This is a genomic window from Nitrospira sp., from assembly GCA_035968315.1.
Taxonomy (GTDB): domain Bacteria; phylum Nitrospirota; class Nitrospiria; order Nitrospirales; family Nitrospiraceae; genus Nitrospira_D.
In genome coordinates this window covers 1-15376 of record JAVYIN010000007.1, presented here as the reverse complement: position 1 = coordinate 15376, position 15376 = coordinate 1, and the positions used below count along the sequence as shown (strand labels likewise).

Annotated in this window: 15 protein-coding genes; 5 read left to right on the top strand and 10 right to left on the bottom strand. The window is 62.1% G+C overall.

Annotated elements, in window-relative coordinates:
• Window positions 1-79: 79 nt before the first annotated feature.
• The 3 genes from RI101_09840 (at window position 80) to RI101_09830 (ending at window position 2397) form a co-directional block, all read left to right on the top strand.
• Complete coding sequence (locus RI101_09840) at window positions 80-400, top strand: hypothetical protein (protein MEC4890347.1); 321 nt, start codon at window positions 80-82, stop codon at window positions 398-400.
• Between the two features lie 134 nt (window positions 401-534).
• Entirely contained in the window at window positions 535-2151 is a 1617-nt protein-coding gene (locus tag RI101_09835; protein ID MEC4890346.1) for a SulP family inorganic anion transporter, read from the top strand.
• A gap of 9 nt (window positions 2152-2160) precedes the next feature.
• The gene (locus tag RI101_09830) at window positions 2161-2397 is read left to right on the top strand and encodes a hypothetical protein (protein ID MEC4890345.1); all 237 of its coding nucleotides are present in this window, start codon (window positions 2161-2163) and stop codon (window positions 2395-2397) included.
• A 2-nt stretch (window positions 2398-2399) separates the two neighbouring features.
• Here the strand turns inward: RI101_09830 and RI101_09825 are convergent, their stop codons facing one another.
• The 3 genes from RI101_09825 to ettA are packed head-to-tail and all read right to left on the bottom strand — an operon-like array spanning window position 2400 to window position 5802.
• Window positions 2400-3200 (bottom strand): DUF1295 domain-containing protein, encoded by an 801-nt coding sequence (locus RI101_09825; GenBank protein MEC4890344.1) that lies wholly within the window; start codon window positions 3198-3200, stop codon window positions 2400-2402.
• Window positions 3197-4108 carry an SDR family oxidoreductase gene (locus RI101_09820; GenBank protein ID MEC4890343.1) on the bottom strand — a complete coding sequence of 304 codons (912 nt, stop codon included), beginning with the start codon at window positions 4106-4108 and terminating at the stop codon, window positions 3197-3199. The genes RI101_09825 and RI101_09820 overlap by 4 nt, the downstream gene beginning before the upstream one ends.
• An 8-nt stretch (window positions 4109-4116) precedes the next feature.
• Window positions 4117-5802 (bottom strand): energy-dependent translational throttle protein EttA, encoded by a 1686-nt coding sequence (gene ettA / locus RI101_09815; protein ID MEC4890342.1) that lies wholly within the window; start codon window positions 5800-5802, stop codon window positions 4117-4119.
• Between the two features lie 136 nt (window positions 5803-5938).
• On the opposite strand from ettA, the gene RI101_09810 reads away from it, so the two are divergent.
• Window positions 5939-6394, top strand: coding sequence for a hypothetical protein (locus RI101_09810; GenBank protein MEC4890341.1), 456 nt, complete (start codon window positions 5939-5941; stop codon window positions 6392-6394).
• A gap of 87 nt (window positions 6395-6481) precedes the next feature.
• Here RI101_09810 and RI101_09805 read toward each other — a convergent pair whose 3' ends face one another.
• The 7 genes from RI101_09805 to RI101_09775 form a co-directional block, all read right to left on the bottom strand.
• Window positions 6482-6649 (bottom strand): hypothetical protein, encoded by a 168-nt coding sequence (locus tag RI101_09805; protein ID MEC4890340.1) that lies wholly within the window; start codon window positions 6647-6649, stop codon window positions 6482-6484.
• A gap of 9 nt (window positions 6650-6658) precedes the next feature.
• Window positions 6659-7408 carry an alpha/beta fold hydrolase gene (locus RI101_09800; protein MEC4890339.1) on the bottom strand — a complete coding sequence of 250 codons (750 nt, stop codon included), beginning with the start codon at window positions 7406-7408 and terminating at the stop codon, window positions 6659-6661.
• The gene (locus tag RI101_09795) at window positions 7405-8130 is read right to left on the bottom strand and encodes a hypothetical protein (protein MEC4890338.1); all 726 of its coding nucleotides are present in this window, start codon (window positions 8128-8130) and stop codon (window positions 7405-7407) included. Before RI101_09795 ends, RI101_09800 begins: the two co-directional genes overlap by 4 nt.
• A 19-nt stretch (window positions 8131-8149) precedes the next feature.
• The gene (locus RI101_09790; GenBank protein ID MEC4890337.1) at window positions 8150-11455 is read right to left on the bottom strand and encodes a hypothetical protein; all 3306 of its coding nucleotides are present in this window, start codon (window positions 11453-11455) and stop codon (window positions 8150-8152) included.
• Window positions 11456-11570: 115 nt separating this feature from the next.
• Entirely contained in the window at window positions 11571-13052 is a 1482-nt protein-coding gene (locus tag RI101_09785; protein ID MEC4890336.1) for a YdiU family protein, read from the bottom strand.
• 8 nt (window positions 13053-13060) lie between these two features.
• Window positions 13061-13708, bottom strand: coding sequence for a carbonic anhydrase (locus RI101_09780; GenBank protein ID MEC4890335.1), 648 nt, complete (start codon window positions 13706-13708; stop codon window positions 13061-13063).
• Window positions 13709-13725: 17 nt separating this feature from the next.
• Entirely contained in the window at window positions 13726-14100 is a 375-nt protein-coding gene (locus RI101_09775; protein ID MEC4890334.1) for a DUF2294 domain-containing protein, read from the bottom strand.
• 375 nt (window positions 14101-14475) lie between these two features.
• Here RI101_09775 and RI101_09770 point away from each other — a divergent pair.
• On the top strand, window positions 14476-15376 hold a 901-nt coding region (locus RI101_09770; GenBank protein MEC4890333.1), incomplete at its 3' end, for a proton-conducting transporter membrane subunit.

The window sequence follows — 15376 nt, the reverse complement described above, 5'->3', positions numbered from 1 at the left end:
AACTATTGGCCGCGGTGCAAGATGGCCGGTCTTGCTAGGCCCGCCTTGGCTTTTCGTCGATGGTGGCTTACGATGCGGCATGCTGAGCCCCGGCCGGACTCCCCGCCAGCGCATGATCGACCTGTTGACCGGCACCCGTCTGGCCACGCACCAGCTGGCGCAGATGCTCGGGATTCCCGAGCGGCAGGTCGAAGAGCACCTCGAACATGTCGTGAAATCCATCGCCCGTGACAAGACCCGTCGATTCATCCTGGAACCGTCTCACTGCCAGGATTGCGGCTTCGTCTTCCGCGACCGCCGCCGTCTGACCCGCCCCAGCCGCTGCCCTCTGTGCCGGAGCGAAGATATCACCGCACCCCGGTATGGCATCGAGGAAACCGAGCGGCCGACCCCCCACTGAGAACCCTCACCACCAACGCCGTTGGCCTGCCAACAGCGGCGATTATTCAATTTTCATTAGCATTTGCCCTGTTCTTGAATAGACTGGTGCGAGCAGGACGATAGCCCCTGCCAGGCTCGGAAGGCGGTGCGGTCATGACTTTAGCAACCAGCGGTGTTCCCCCTGCGGCCTCGCAGGTGGGCGCGTATAAAGACGATCTCTTTTCTTCTTTCGTGGTGTTCCTCGTGGCGCTGCCCCTCTGCATGGGGATCACCGTCGCCTCCGGCGCCCCTCCCGGTTCAGGGATCATGACCGCCATCATCGGCGGCCTGGTCGTCGGCTGGCTGGCCGGCTGCCCGCTCCAGGTCAGCGGGCCTGCAGCCGGTCTTACCGTCATCGTGTGGGAATTGATTCACACACACGGCGTCGAGAAATACGGGATTATTGTGCTCCTGGCCGGCCTCATCCAAATCGTCTGGGCCTGGCTGCAAGTCGGCCACTGGTTCCGGGCCGTCTCCCCGGCCGTCGTCCGCGGGATGCTGGCTGGTATCGGTCTGCTGATCTTCACCGGCCAGATCCATGTGATGATCGACGACGCGCCTCACGGAAGCGGGATCGCCAACATCCTCTCCCTGCCGGGTGCGTTCATGAAAGCGGTGGTCCCTGACGGACCGATCGCAACCCCCCATCAAGAAGCGGCCTGGATCGGTCTTCTCACCATCGCCATGATCCTCCTGTGGACCGCCTATGCGCCGAAGCAGATGCGCGCCGTGCCGGCCGTGCTCATCGGTGTATCCACCGCGACGGTGGTGACCATTCTGTTCGATCTGCCGATCAGCCACATTGCCTTTCCCGATAATCCATTCACGGTCTTTCATTTTCCCGGCATCGACAGTGCCGGCCACCTGCTCGACCCCACTATTCTGACGGAGGCTGTCGGGTTAGCGTTTATCGCCAGTGTTGAGACATTGCTCTCCGCCACCGCCGTCGATCAATTGCATACCGGCCCGCGCACTAAATACAACCGCGAACTGTTTTCGCAAGGCGTCGGCAATGCGCTGTGCGGCCTCGGGGGCGTATTGCCGATGACCGGAGTCATCGTCCGCAGCGCCGCCAACGTGCAGGCCGGCGCCAAAACCCGCGCGTCGGCCATTCTCCATGGAGCCTGGCTCCTTCTGTTCGTCGGGGCTCTGCCCTTTGTGCTCAACATGATCCCCACCGCCAGCTTAGGCGCGGTCCTGGTCTATACGGGATACAGGCTCATGAACTTCGGCGTCATCCGAGACCTGCGCCAGCATGGGCAGAGCGAAGTCTGGATTTATGCCCTGACCATGGGCTTGATCGTCCTCACCAATTTGCTCACCGGCGTGATGATCGGCGTCGGGCTGGCGGCCGCCAAGCTGATTTATACGACGCAAAATCTTGAGGCCCATCTGAACCAGGATCATGAGCATGGGCCTTTGACGCTGCAGCTGGCCGGCATCGCCACTTTTGTCAGCCTGCCACGCCTCGCGGCGGCCGTGGAAAACATCCCGCCCCAGGCCGAGGTACGGGTGTGCATCACATCACTGCGCCATATCGACCATGCCTGTTTGGACCTCCTGCAGTCGTGGCAGAAACTGCACGAGACAGGAGGAGGGCGGGCGCACATCGAGTGGGACAAGCTGCGTGGGCTTTCCTACCAGACGAGAAAACCGGATAGAAATCTGTCCACCCATCAGTGGCCCTATCCCTTCTCCCTCTGGATGGACAAGAAAAAGCAGGCCGCGTAGGATGATCTGATGATGCGCGCAGCGACAACCCTCCGCACAAGCCTGTGCCTCCTGCTCCTTGGTCTGACCATCGCCTGCGGCGGCGACAAGGCCAAGGAGCTGCTGGACACCGCCGAGTTCGAAGAACGCCAGATGAACCTTCCCCACGCCAAGCAACTGTACGATGATGTGATTCGCCTCTATCCCGGCAGTAAAGAGGCGGAGACCGCCCGCGCACGCCTCGCTCAGCTCAACACCGGCCAATAAGGTTACTTGTGCCGAGACCCCGGCCACCAGGGAATGAAGGCGCTCGTCGTGTCCTGATAGCGGCGATAGTCCTCCCCGCGCCTGCGCAACGCCTGGGCCTCCGCCCAGGGGATGCCGGTGATCTTCACCAGCGCCACCCCCATGACGGCCGGACCAATCCACGTCAGCAGCCAGCCGGGACTTCCGATCGCCATCACCACATAGGCCCACCAATGCACCCATTCGAAAAAATAGTTGGGGTGGCGTGAGACATACCAGAGCCCCTCGCGGCACACACGGTCATGATTCCACGGCTTCGCGCGAAACCGGGCGAGCTGCCAATCGGCGAGGGCTTCCCCTCCGACCCCAAGGAGCCACACCACCACCCCGGCCAATTCCCACAGGCCGAACGGCGGCCTGGGATTCTGCATCACCGCCAGATAGGGGAGGGAGAAGAGCACGACGGCAGCGGCTTGCAGCTGAAAATAGCCGAACATCACGATCGGCTCCGACAAGTGCCACTCACGACGCATGTGTTGATAGCGGCGATCTTCTGTCTTGCCGATCACTCGATTAAAGAGGATGTACCCGCCCAGCCGCAGGCCATAGACCGACACCATCACAACCAAAAGAAGTTTCCGCTCCACCTCACCGGCCGCAAGGCAGGCATATCCTGCGACGACGACGACCAGGCCAACACACCATCCGACATCCGCGAGCGACGCATTGCGCCGCGACCGCTCAACCAGCCAGAGCACCGCCATCCAGGCGGCCATGGCCAGCCAGGCCCAGAGGAGGAGCGTCAGCGGGTTGTACGAGGTCATGGATTGAGCTCTGTCATGGCAAAGTCCCAGGGATCCGCTCCGTCACCTGAGCGTGACGCGATCCAGGTGCGAAAACCTGTGAGAGGGAAGGATAAGAGACGCTGAATCTTCTCGCAGCGCATCGACAAATCGGGCGGCCGTTGGGGCCCTCGATACCCGGCCACAGAGCCCGGCTGGAGGCGTGACGCCAGCTCAGGATACCAGGCCGCAAGGGCTTCACCGATGTCCATGCGCGAGAGCCGTTCAGTCCCGCCAAGATGGTAGAGACCGGGCCGCTCACAGCCGATCAATTCCCAGACCGCCCGTGCGACCACACCAGCCGGAATCGGACTGCGAAACTCATCGGTAAACAGGGTGATCCGGTGATCGCGCGCGGCGCTTCGACGCATGTCTTCCACAAAACTGCGGTCGCCGGTCTGCGAGGTGCCGGCCGTCAGGGCCAGACGGACCACCGTGTGACTGGGATTGGCGAGGACAGTCTGTTCAGCCGCCGCCTTGGTCTCTCCGTAGTAATTGATCGGATTGATCCGGTCCGTTTCGACATACCAGCCTTGCCGGCCGTCGAACACCTGATCGCTGGAACAAAAGAGAAAGGGAATCTCGCCCGCGAGCGAGGCGAGGAGCGCCGTGGCCTCAACATTCGCTCGTCTGGCCAGCTCAGGATCCTGCTCGCAGATGGCGGGGCGGCTGATCGCGGCACAGTGGATGACGGCCGCCGGCTGATGCTCCCGCCATTGCCGGCGGACGGCCGCCTCGTCCGTGAGATCAAGATCCTGTCTGGTAAGCCCGCGCACATCCCAGGCTGGCGCCCAGCGCGAGGCGGTGGCGAGGAGATACCGGCCAATCAACCCGGCGGCGCCGGTGACCAGTGCAACGGGCTTCCGCGCGCCGCCGGGACGGTTGGCCATAAATACGGTCAGTTCCTGGTGAGCTTCCGGTAGCGGATCCGGTGCGGCTGATCGGCTTCTTTGCCGAGACGCCGCTTGCGGTCCGCTTCGTAATCACTGTAGTTCCCTTCGAACCACACGACTTTGCTGTCGCCTTCAAACGCCAGAATATGTGTCGCCAGGCGGTCAAGGAACCACCGGTCGTGGCTGCTCACGACCGCGCAACCGGCGAAACTTTCCAGCCCTTCTTCCAGCGCCCGCAACGTATTCACATCGAGGTCGTTCGTCGGTTCGTCGAGGATGAGGAGATTGGCCCCTTCCTTCAGCATGTGGGCGAGATGCACGCGATTGCGTTCCCCGCCGGACAACTCCTTCACCTTCTTCTGCTGATCGGTCCCGGCAAAATTGAAGCGGGCGCAATAGCCCCGGGCGTTGACTTCCACTTTCCCGAGCTTGATCGTGTCCTGGCCTTCTGAGATCACGTCATACACCGACTTATTGGGATCGAGGCTCCGATCCTGATCGACATAGCCCAGCTTCACCGTCTCGCCGATCCGGATCGTGCCGGAATCCGGCTTCTCCTTGCCGAGAATCATCTTGAACATGGTCGTCTTGCCGGCCCCGTTCGGTCCGATCACGCCGACGATCCCGCCCTTCGGCAGGCTGAAATTCACATTTTCGTAGAGCACCTTGTCGCCGAACGCCTTGCTGATGCCGTTGGCTTCAATGACCACGTCGCCCAGGCGCGGTCCCGGCGGAATGTAGATTTCAAGGTCGGCGGCCACTTGATCCTGTTTCTGATTGACCAATTCTTCATACCGGTTCAGACGCGCCTTGCCCTTCGACTGGCGGGCCTTCGGCGACATGCGAATCCATTCCAACTCATGTTCGAGCGTCTTCTGGCGCTTCGACTCCGCCTTCTCTTCCTTCTCCAGCCGGTCCTTCTTCTGTTCCAGCCAGGAGGTATAGTTGCCCTGGAAGGGAATGCCGTGGCCGCGATCCAGTTCCAGAATCCAGCCGGCGACATTGTCGAGGAAGTAGCGGTCATGCGTGACGGCGATGACGGTGCCCTTGTATTGCTGCAGATGCTGCTCCAGCCACTGGACGGACTCGGCGTCGAGATGGTTGGTCGGCTCGTCGAGCAAGAGGATATCAGGCTCCTGAATCATGAGGCGGCAGAGGGCCACGCGGCGCTTTTCACCGCCGGAGAGCACGCTGATCTTGGCATCCGCCGGAGGACAGCGCAGCGCGTCCATGGCGATCTCCAGCTCGTTTTCCAATTCCCAGCCGTTGGCCGCCTCGATCTTTTCCTGAATCTGCGCCTGCTTGTCGATCAGCTTTTCCATCTCATCGGGACCGACTTCCCCGATCTTGTTGCTCACCGCTTCATATTCTTTGAGCAGCGCCACCAGTTCCGCTTTGCCTTCTTCGACCACTTCCTTCACAGTCTTGTTCGGGTCGAGCTGGGGCTCCTGTTCGAGCAGGCCCACGCTGTAGCCCTTCGATCGGGTGATCTCGCCGGTATAATTCGGATCCACGCCCGCAATGATCTTGAGCAGCGAGCTTTTGCCTGATCCGTTCAACCCCAGCACGCCGATCTTGGCGCCGTAGTAAAACCCGAGATAAATTTCGCGCAACACCTGCCGCTTCGGGGGATAGACCTTCCCGACATTGACGAGAGAGAAAATGACTTGCTTATCGTTGGTTGTAGCCATGGTCCTTGGAATCCTCCGCTAGTAATTCATACTGCCGAATCAAACAACTTAGCAGACCAGCTCGCCCCGCACAACCGAGGTTTGCTTGAAACCGCCTGGAAAGCCGGGTATCGTAGGCCCTATGCGTAGCAGAACGGTGACCGTGCTTCACGGGCTGGTGTGTCTGTTACTGGGCGTGATGACGTCCGGTTGCGGAGCGGTCGCGGCGGGGCTCTTCTCGGCCGGAGCGGAAACGGCGTCGGCCACCGGCGTGTCCTACACGATGGATAACATCGCCTATAAGACGTTCGTCCTGCCGGTCGAGCCCCTGCTCAAAGAAACCTTCACCACCCTCCAGGACATGGGGTTTCCCATCGAGAACTCCGAATCCCATGTGGCCGGGGTGCACATCGTCGCGCACGGCCCCAACACCGCGCACCCGATGGATATTGAAATCGATCTGGAGACCCTCAGCCAGAAGACGACGCGCATGCGGGTCGTCGTGAAGCGCGGCATGGTGCAGAAGGACGCCGCCACCGCCGGCGAAATCATCGCGGTCACCATGCAACGATTGCACTACCCGCCGAAGGACCTCGTCCAAGCCGGCTTGTAGCGCTCCGAGCCTCCCCTCGTTTCACCTTTCACGCCTCACGTTTCACGGGTCCCGAATTCGCCGCAGGCAGGCGTTTTCAACGGTCCGCTAGATGCCGAGGTCTTGCGACAGCCGGAGTTCCGACTCGTCGTCGATTTCTTCCAGACAGGTGAAACAGGGGAAGGGAAAGCGGTCGATGGGAATCGCGCAGACTTCGCCGACGAGCGAATCTTCCATTGCCGGACCGCCGCACTCTTTATGAATCAAGGTGAGCATCGTGTTGCCTCAGGGTTGTTCGACGACGACGTGGCGAAACCGTTCCATATGCTCGGGACTGCTCAATCGATGATCGCCGGGGATCAGTTCGAGGGCGATCGGAAATGCAGGCGCTCGTTCCACGAGCGTTTCCGCAAACTGCCTGCTGCCTTCCGGAAGGATCACGCTGTCTTGCTGTCCGTGGAGGATGGTCGTGCATACCGGCCTGAGCCGGTCGAAGGTCGTCTTCCAATAAGACTCGCTCTCTTCCACCCACTTCCATGACAGCGGCCAGTCTTTGTGGAGGGGCTCGTCGTCCCAGGGCATCCAGCCGGTGCGCTGCCATTCCTCTCGCCGTGCCGCCGGAATCTGCGCGGCCCGCACCCCCATCATGTTGAAGGCCGGGGCGATGAGGATCAGCCGATCGACGACGTCAAACTCCTGTGCCATCAGCCAGGCGATCCAGCCGCCGAGAGAATTTCCGACGATCGTAATTGACGGACCCTGCTTCAATGCATTCAAGACCAGCCGCGCATCGGCCAGCCAATCCGACAGAGTGTAGTCCGTGAACGTTCCATCGGACTCGCCGAACCCGCGCACGTCGTAGCAGCAGAATCCCCAGCCCTGCTCCTGACACCACTGCGCCAGGGACTTGCTCTTGTTCCCCCAGCGCTTGGAGAGGAAGCCGGTAATGAAAAGAACCTGACGATCCTTCCCCATCGCGCGATCGCCACGGATGAGCCTGCCGTCGGCTCCCTTCAATTCAAACCGGTTCATCATGGTGAGGATCTCGTCAGCCGCTTGATGAGAAACGAACCGAGTCGTTGAACGACCGTCTCCGGAATCTCGTGCCCGCCGCGAAACGTATGCCATTCGACGGCGAGGCCGGCCTGGCTCAGCGCATCGCGGAGGCGTTCAGCCCCGGTGAAGGGCAGAATCTCATCCTGCATGCCGTGGCTTTGAAAGACCGGCAGCCCTTTTCGTTTTGGAAGAAGCGGACCCCACAGAGGCTGCGCGAGCAAGGTGCCGGAAAGCTGAACAAGCCCGGCATAGGGACGATCGCTGTGGAGCAGGACATCGCAGGAGAGCATGGCCCCCTGCGAGAATCCCCCGAGGACGGTCTTGCGCGGATCGGCACCGAGTTTCTGCTCGATTTCTTTCAAAAAAGCCAGCATCTGCTCACGCATGGGCGCCAGGCCCTTCGGAATGTCTTGCGACAGATCGCGCACCCGCCCGGCCGCTCGATCCTGGGCGATGCGGGCCATGTCGATCATCCACCAGGCGCGCGCATCGATCGGTCCAAAGCTCAGCGAAAGCGGGCCTTCTGGAAAGATCCAGCGCGTCCCGGCCGGGACATCGATCACCTCGGCCAGCGGCACCAGATCGTCTCCGGGCGCGCCGAAGCCGTGCAATAGGACCACCAGCGGGCCCTGGCCGCCGCCGTGGCCATCGGTGCCGCCGGTCAGGCGCACCGTGAAATCCCCCAGACGAATCGTCTGCATCACCCACGCTCCCCGCCGATTAATTCAAATAGAGATACTGCACCACGGCCAGGCCGCCATAGAACGAGGACTCGACCACCGGCTGCTGCCACAAGGGCACAAAGGCTCCTTGGCTGACGGCTTCAATGTCTTCAATGACCTGGCGGGTCAGTTTGACGTCGGGCTCGCCGGCCGTGCCGCGATCCAAACCTTGCAGCACCAATTGGTTCAGCCTGGACACGCTCGCATTCCGCGCCTGCTCCGCCGCCCGATACAAGAGCAGCGCCGCCGCCATGGCCAGCAACACGTTCACCGCCCACCCCACCACCATCGTCAGGGGGAAATGCCAGTTGTCAAAATAACTGTTGCGCGCCACCATCATGATGAGCAGCACGATGAAGGGATACCGCACGAGCCGGTTGACCACATCGGTCCGCTTGGCGATCAGTTCGATCTTCATCAGCTCCCGCGCCTTGGCCACATGCTCGGCGGACTGCAACTTGAGTCGGCCGGTCAGTGCCTCGGGCCAGCCCTCCGTGGCCTGCGTCAGCGAGCCGATCCAGCGCCGGCACAGCAGCACCGCGTCGAACACGAATAGGTTGAGGACCGCCGCGCACACATAACTGGCCAGCACGAGCACCAGATCCAGCCGGCAACTGAACGTCCCGCGGCAGGGGCCTGAAAAATCTTCGGTGCCCATGACTTTCCAGAGCAGCCCCAACGACACCGCATACACCGTCACCAGCAGCAGGATGCGCGGGAGACGATGCCGGCCTGAACCGGCTTCCCGGTACAGCGTCCACAAATTCCCGACCTGCGCTTCCTCCCGGCGGCCGCGAGGGGACAACACCCACTGCATGGTCGTGAGATACCGCCGCCACCCTTCTGCATGAGCCCCTCCGGTCTGAGCGCCACACCCGTAGCGCTCCTCCATCCAGTCCGAATTCGACCGGAGGTCCCGCCAGGCCTTGATCAAGAAGATAAGTCCCAACAGCGTGGCCAGCCCGCGCAAAATTTCCGTCGGCCAGAGGCTGACGCCTTCCAGCCAATAGAACGGTTCGCCCTGATCGTGATTCCGCAGCACGATATCGAGAAGCACCCGATCGACGAAGAACGCGAGCCCAACGGCGCCCAGTGCCCCGAAAAGCAGGAGGCCCGTGTGCGCCGTCATCCACCGGTGCGAGGCCGGTCTGGTCCATAAGAGGATGAACCCGATCACATAGGCCAAACCGGCGCTCCCATAAATGACGCCGGACGGAGGCCGCCGGCCCGTTGTTTGCGGAGCATCATCCGACAGATCCACGCGGGGGGCGTGCAGGGTGTGCCCCTCTTCAACCGCGCCGACCGAGAGATCGATCGCGCCATGCCGGCCGACTTCGAATAGGCGGGGAGGCTCCACCCCGCTGAACCACACATGATCGGCCGTCAGGTTGGCCCGGTAGCCGCAGGGCGACAACGGTGTGTCGGCGATCCCGCGCGACTGGCCGGCGGGGCTGGGCGGACAGACGGACAAGGGCCGCACATGCCCCACCGCCTGGAGCGTGGCAAAGTAGGCGGAGGTTTGATAGCTGCTGCGAAACGGCGGCACATCGCGCTGCAACATGCCGTACAATTCCAACCCGTAGTGGGAGGCGGTCACGAGATTCCGCGTCCACCGGTATTCATCCGCGTAGACCAGCCGGGTATCCAAATCCGTCGTGAAAAAGACGGCGCCGGGAAAGCGCTCGCGCATGGCCTGCAGAATCAGCAGGGCATCATAGGCATCGCTGCCGAGGATGCCGATGGCGGTGACGGGATTCTTGGTGCTGTCCTCTTCATCGTCCGAGATCGCATTGGCCACTTCGGTCATATCCCGCTCGATGCGGCTGGCCAGCCGCTGCGCATAATCGAACTGGCTCGTGCCGATGGGCCGCTCCAGCACCTGGCTATCGAACAGGGCGCTCTTGATCGACTTCGCGCCATTCCCCTTGGCGGCCTCTCCCTTCTCTCCGGCAGGCACTTCTCCGTCCAGCCCGCGCAGGTAGCTGTATCGCCAGACGTTCAAGCCGAGGCCCCTCGTTCCAGCCGGGCTGTTGACTTGAAGCTCGACCGCCTGGTTGACCGTGGCACATTCCGATTGAATCCTCGCCAGCCGTTCCTTATTGATGGCGCGGTTCTCCGCGTCGGTCCGATGGGCGATGCGATGGCAGACGGCGGCGGTAAACTCCACCGGCAGCACCCGGCCATAGAACGAATCCCATTCCGCGATGAGGATGACGGCATCCCGCTCGAATTTTACCCGGCGGCGTTCGAGCTCCTGCGTCAAGGCGCCGAAGAGCCGGTCGTCCGATCCAATGCTGTGTTTCAGCTCGATCCCCGCCTTCAGCAAAATCCAACAGAGTTGTTCCCGGCTCGCGTCGGGCGAGGCGCATTCCGAGGATTCCGCCGGCTTGGCGGCGACGTTGAGACCTTGCGTCAGCAGCTTGGGCATGGCCGTGGCCCAAGGCGAGTACAGTTCCACGCGCCCGCCGGCGTTCGCCCAAATCAGGTGATCGTCGCGCCCCTGCACCGTGCCGGCCGCTTCTTCGAGGAGATTGCGGAACCCAGAGGAGCTGCGCGGTCCGATGATCTTGAAGCGCAGATGCTGTTCCCGGCGAGGGTCCAGCAGCACCGTGCCATCCCGTCCCGTCTGACAGGCGTGGCGCCCGATGGCGCTCTCCTCGCACAGGATGGACTGCGTCAGCCGCTGCAGGGTGCCGATGGGATGATCCCCGGTGATCTCACTGCTCACCCACAGAATGAGAATGGATGAGGCCCGGGTTGTGTCGAGGGAACAGGTTCGCGGCCCGTCCCCGTACCACTCATAGGGCAAGACCCGGCTCGCTCCGGCACGGTCCCGCCATTCGACATAGGACAGTTGATTTTCATTGTGGGGCACATAACAGGCAATCCCGAGGGCGGAGCCGATCGCATAGCGATCCCGGATACGGGTCTCCCGGCTTTCTCCCGACAATCCGCCTTCGGCTGTCACCAGCAGCACGGTGATGGGCCGCCCCGGTTGCTGGCCGATCTTGTCGTCCAGCTCCTGACGGATGGCTCTCACCCGATCGACATCGTCCTTTATCTCCCCGGCCGCCGACCTGACCTCACCATCGAATTTCGCCACGCGGCGCACGGCTTCCAGGGGATCCTCCCACAGGCGGGCCGCCACGACGCCTTCGGCCACATGCGGCTTGAGTTCGCCCCCCATGGAGGGCGGACGCGTGCTCTTCAGCGGCGACTGGACCAGCATCACCCCGGCAATCGCCAGTCCCAGCGTAATGGTCCCCGCCACCGCCAGCTTGGAATCTCCCTGCTTCTTGGCCATGTGATCGTTCCTGGGTGGACGTGAAAAGCGGGCTCCGAAATATGCTCCGCCTCAGCTTGCGGTTCATCTGATCTATACTGACGCAAGAAACGAGGGCTCCGCAACCAGGAGAGGCTTAGGACGAGCAACTGACGGAGAGGTGTTTCCCCCAGTTCGGCGGCGCAGCGGCATAGGCCTCCATGCCCGGCTGGTCGTCGTAGGGATTCTGCAATAACACCAGCAGGCGGTCGATTTCAGAGAAGTCCTTCTGCTGCGCCTTCTCGATGGCCTGCTGCGCCAGGTAGTTGCGCAGCACGTATTTCGGATTGACGCGCTGCATGCGCGCGCGCCGCTCCTCATCCCGGCTTCCTTCGGCGCGCAATCGTTCCGCGTAGCGCCTGGCCCAGCGGTCGAAGGCGTCACGATCGAGAAAGAAATCGCGCAACCCGTCGTTGGTGTCTCCGGGTGCCGAACGAAACTCGCCCAGCGCGCGAAAGAAGATCGTGTAATCGACGTGATGCTGGGCCATGAGCGCCAGCAGATCTTGAATCAGCCCCGCGTCTGCTTCCTGCGGCTCACGCAGCCCGACCTTGGCCCGCATCAGCTCCATGTAGCGCCCTTCGCAGAGCGGCGTGTAGCGGTCCAGCGCGGCTTTCAGCTCGTTCTTTTCGGCCAAGGGCAGCAACGCCTGCGCAAGGCAGCTCAGATTCCAGAGACCGATATAGGGCTGTTGATTGAAGGCATAGCGGCCGTTGTGATCGGAGTGGTTGCAGATGAAGCCGGGATCGTAGTCGTCGATGAAGCCGAAGGGGCCGTAGTCGAGCGTGATGCCGAGGATTGACATATTATCGGTATTCATCACGCCGTGGGCCCAGCCGACGGCCTGCCATTGGGCAATCAACTTGGCCGTGCGTTCGACCACTTCGTCAAAGAAGCGGGCATACTTGTCGGCGACCTCAACCAGGTGCGGATAGTGTTGGCCAATCACATAATCGGCCAGGACTTTCAGCTGCTCGTGCTGCTTGCGATAGTAGAAGATTTCGAACGAGCCGAACCGGACATGCGAGGGCGCCATGCGCAGCACGATCGCGCCGGTTTCCACCTGCTCGCGATAGACCTGGTGATCGCTGCCGACGATGCAGAGCGCCCGCGTGGTCGGAATCCCGAGGCCGTGCATGGCTTCGCTGCAGAGATATTCGCGGATGGTGGAACGCAGCACCGCGCGGCCGTCGCCGTCACGCGAAAAGGGCGTCATCCCCGCGCCCTTGAGCTGCAAATCCCATTTCGCGCCCCGCTCGTTCCGCACCTCGCCCAGGAGAATGGCCCGCCCGTCTCCCAGCTGCGGGACATAGGTGCCGAACTGGTGGCCGGCGTAGAGCATGGCCAACGGCTCCATCCCCGGCACGAGCAGGCTCCCGCCGAACACGCCGGCGAATTCCGGCCGCGCCGCTTCCGCCGGATCGAGGTCGATGAGTGCCGCCGCGGCGGGATTGAAGCTGATGAGATAGGGCGCGCTCGAGAACGGCGTGGGGTGCAGTTTCGCGTGAAATGATTCGGGCAAGCGGGCGTAGGAATTGTCGAAGGCCAGTTGCTCGAGCGCGCGCAGATGGTGCGTCATTTCGGATGTTATTTCCGTTTGCGGCGGGCCTTGCCGGACGGCTGAATCAACGACCGGAACGTGTCTTGGGCAAAATCATAGGTCCACACATCGCCGGTTTCGATGGAATAGACCCACCCATGGAGTTCCAGCGACTTGTTTCGCAGTCGCGCCGCGACAAGCGGATGGGTCTGTATGTGCCCCAATTGAATCCGCACGTTTTCCTGCGTCGTGGCGACATAGAGGGCGTCGCCGGTCAGATGGCTGTAATTGTCCCGCACGACCCGCCTGGTGGCTTCCGCCTGAAGCAGCCAGGCCTTCACCGCGGGCAAATCGCCCACCTGCTCCGGTTCGAGGATGGCCTTCACCACTCCGCAATCCGTGTGGCCGCAGACGATGATATTTTTCACCCCCAACACGCCGACCGCATATTCAATCGTGGCGATCGTGCTCCCGATCGTCGTCCCGTAGGACGGCACCAGATTGCCCGCGTTCCGGAGAATGAACAGTTCCCCGGGATCCGTCTGGGTCACCAGACAAGGATCGATGCGGGAGTCTGAACAGGTAATGAACAGGGCCCTCGGCTGCTGCCCCTTGGCCAGGCTTGAAAATAAATCGCGCTTCGTCTTGAACACCTCGCGTTGGAACTTTTTGAAGCCCTCGATGAGTTTTTTCATGCGTCCCTCGATTCAGGTTATCGACCGGCGCTTTCCAGTTCTCGATCCATGGAAAAGACGAGGACTTTCTCGCCGATCTGGACATCGATATCGGTAAAGAGGGCCACGGTCTTGGCGCCGGTGATTTCATTCACTTGCTCCACCAGCCGCTCGCGTCCCTGGGCGATGAGCGTCTGGCGCACCCGCTTGACCATGTCGATGCCTTCGGCGGTCTTGGCCAATTGCCGCTCCGCGGGTGTCAGCACGCCTTTCAGGCGCACCACGACCAGATCCCGCACGATGAAGGCCTTTACGTCTTCCGGCCCACGCCCCATGAATTCCTGCTCGAACTTGATGATGGCGTTGCGGATGGCGCTTTCGATTTCGCCTCTGGTCAGTCCTTTGTTGTTCATGACACCGTCCTTCCGGTCAGATCGTCGCGCTCAAGTATAGAGGTGCTTTTGCGGGGTCACAAGGGCAAACCGGCCGCTCGGGGGTCCAAAAGACACGCCGCGTGGGTCCGAAGGCCTAGAAGGCTGCGGGCAATGTACCCGATGTCTTGACTCCTCCGAGACGGATCCTTGATAAGAAGATTCTGTATTCATCTGATGGGGTGGGCTGTCCGCCACGGTTGCACGGGAGAGGCGGCCCCCCCACGATGCATACGACAGAGGCGGTAGGGTGACCGGCACGTTTCGGGCCGGTTTCAGTACAAGCCAACCGTGGTGCGCGGACATGCTGTCGCGCAGCGCGGTTGGCTTTTGTTTTTCCGAAACTGGGAGGGGCCCGTGTACGCCATCCTGCTTCCCTTGCTCCCGCTCCTGACGGCGCTGATGGTCGCAGTCGGTGACGAACGCTCGCGCCGCACCCGCACACAGCTCGCCGCCTTCCCGATCGGGGCGGCGTTCTGCGGCGCAATCGCCACGCTCTATTATGTGGCCACCCAGGGGCCGATCAGTATCCGCTTCTATGACCCCGCCTCCAGTGTGTCGCTCGCGTTTCCGATCGGCTTCTATATCGACCGGCTGAGCGCCGTCATGATGGTGCTGATCTCGGGCATCGGCACGGTCATCTACACCTATTCCCTCGGCTACATGTACCAGGACCCCCACGAACCCCGGTATCTTGCCCTCATCGGCATCGCGACGTTCGTGCTGCTCTGCATGGTCTCCAGCGCGAATCTGATGATGCTGTTCCTGTTCTGGCAACTGCTGAGTTACCTGCTGTATCTCCTGGCCCATAACCATACCCATGCGGGCACGCTGGAAGGCGCCTTCAGGACGTTCACACTGTTGCGAGCCGGGGACATCGCGTTTCTGGCGGGAGTCGTCCTGGCCCATGCCCTGTACGGCACGCTGGAATTTCCGGCCCTGTTCGCCAAGGCCGCCGAGATGCCGGTCACGCTGTCGCCCTGGCCGGGCTTGGACATCAGCGGACCGACGGCGGTCACGCTGCTGCTGTTCATCGGCGGCATGAGCAAGTCCGCGCAATTCCCGTTCCACATCTGGCTCCCTCACTATCTCTATGCCCCGACGCCCGCAACGGCCTTGCTCCACGCCGGGATCATCAATGCGGGGGGCTTCCTGATCAACCGCCTGGCGCCGCTCTTCGGGCTGAGTGCGACGACCCTGCACGTCGCCTTTGTCGTGGGCACGCTGACCGCCGTCCTGGGCGCCACCATGATGCTGG